This is a genomic window from Intestinibacter sp. (assembly GCF_051866655.1).
Lineage (GTDB): Bacteria > Bacillota > Clostridia > Peptostreptococcales > Peptostreptococcaceae > Intestinibacter.
In genome coordinates this window covers 1-1,946 of the sequence record NZ_JBJDXL010000012.1, presented here as the reverse complement: position 1 = coordinate 1,946, position 1,946 = coordinate 1, and the positions used below count along the sequence as shown (strand labels likewise).

The window sequence follows — 1,946 nt, the reverse complement described above, 5'->3', positions numbered from 1 at the left end:
TAGCTTTACAAGTGTGACTATACCAGAAAATGTGACTAGCATAGGAAGCTCTGCATTTTTATACTGTGAAGCACTTAAAAGTATAAGTATACCAGACAGTGTGACTAGTATAGGAAAATACGCTTTTCACAGCTGTAGCAGTCTTGAGAGTATAACTATTCCAAAGGATGTAGAGAGTATAGGAGAAGACAGCTTTTATGGATGCAGCAAGCTACAAGCTATATATGTAGATGATGAAAATACTGCTTTTAAAAGCATTGACGGTGTTCTTTTCTCAAAGGATCTAAGTAATTTAATTGTTTTTCCAGCTGGAAAATTAGATACTGCTTATACGATTCCAAGTGGAGTTAAAAATATAGCAAAGAAAGCCTTTTGTAAATGTAATAATCTCGTAAGTGTAAATATACCAGATGGTGTAACGACTATAGGCATAAGTGCATTTCAAGCTTGCGAAGGTCTGACAACTGTAGCTATGCCAGATACTGTAACTAGCATAGGTAATTCAGCATTTAAGGAATGTGCTAGCTTGACAAATATAAATATTTCTGAGGGCTTGACAATTATAGGAGATAGTGTTTTTTATAGCTGCACCTCTTTAGAAAATGTGACTATTTCAGAAAGTGTTACAACTATAGAAAGTTATGCTTTTGAGGACTGTAGTAGCTTGACAAAGATAATTATTCCAAAAGGAGTGACTAGCATAGATGAAGACGCATTTTTTGGATGCGACAATCTAACTATATACGGCTATCCAGAAAGCTATGCAAAAACTTATGCAAGCGATATGGAAATACCTTTTGTTGAATTAAAAGAAAATGTTCGTATTACATTTGATCTAAATAATGGAAAAGAACCTATAATCAAAGAAATCGAAAAATATTCATCACTAGATTACACTCCTGAAAATCCAACTAAAGACGGGTATGTATTTGTCGGCTGGTTTAAAGATGTAGATAATATAACTACAGAATACAAAAATAATCAAGCTTATAATAAAAATGTAACATATACAGCAAAATACGCCCATGTAAGTATGTTAGGAGCACAGGTTAAAGCCGTAGTAAACGATATGAGCGGTATAAGATTTGGTACTAAAATCTACAATGATGGAGATGAAATAGTAGAAAAAGGTACATTGATACTTCCATATAATTTATTAGCAGATGGAGAAGCTTTGACATTAGATACTCCAAAGGTGGCTAGATCTATAGGCAAGGTAAATTATGAGGTTAATGAAAAGGAAAATTATGTAACTTATTTAGGGACAATAGTTAATATAAAAAGAGCTCAATTTGATGCGGCGCTTACAGCAGCTTCTTATGTGATTTATAAAGATAAGGTTGGGAATACTTATACAGTTTATTCTCCTTATAAGAATGGTTTTACTAGTGTGAATAAATTATTTGGGAAATAGAAAAGTTTGATAAAAAAATAAGAACCCTAGCAAATCCGCTCTCTAGGGTTCTCTAATTAAAATATATTATAAAAAGGGGTATTAGGGAATATATTTCATAACATATAGAAAACTATATCCAACTAAAAAATATCAATTTTGCTATATGCCATAAGAAAATCTACTCTAAAAGTTTTTAGACGTATTGATTTTCTTATTTTATTTTGGGGAGTAATTTCAGTTATCGGGGAATAACTGTATATTTATAATAACAAATATCGACAAATTTCGCAACAAAAATAATTGAATTTATTGATGGTAAATAATGTAATATAAAATTAAATTATAAAAAATATAAAACTAGGGAGTATAAATTTTATATTTTATTAAAAAAATATTACAAAACACTTAAGATTACCTATCTTACAAATTTGTATTTTTATTTATTCTTATTTCATTGTATAATTTATATATCGAGAAGGAGGAAAAAATGGCTGAGAATAATGTAAATAAAATACGAAGAAGAAAAGTTAGCTCAACTAATTTAAAAAAC

Annotated in this window: 1 protein-coding gene; it reads left to right on the top strand. The window is 29.9% G+C overall.

The window, feature by feature from the left end; translation table 11 throughout:
- A partial coding sequence (locus ACI3VO_RS00315) for a leucine-rich repeat protein (protein ID WP_439755994.1) occupies positions 1-1,414 on the top strand: 1,414 nt, incomplete at its 5' end.
- Between the last annotated feature and the right edge of the window lie 532 nt (positions 1,415-1,946).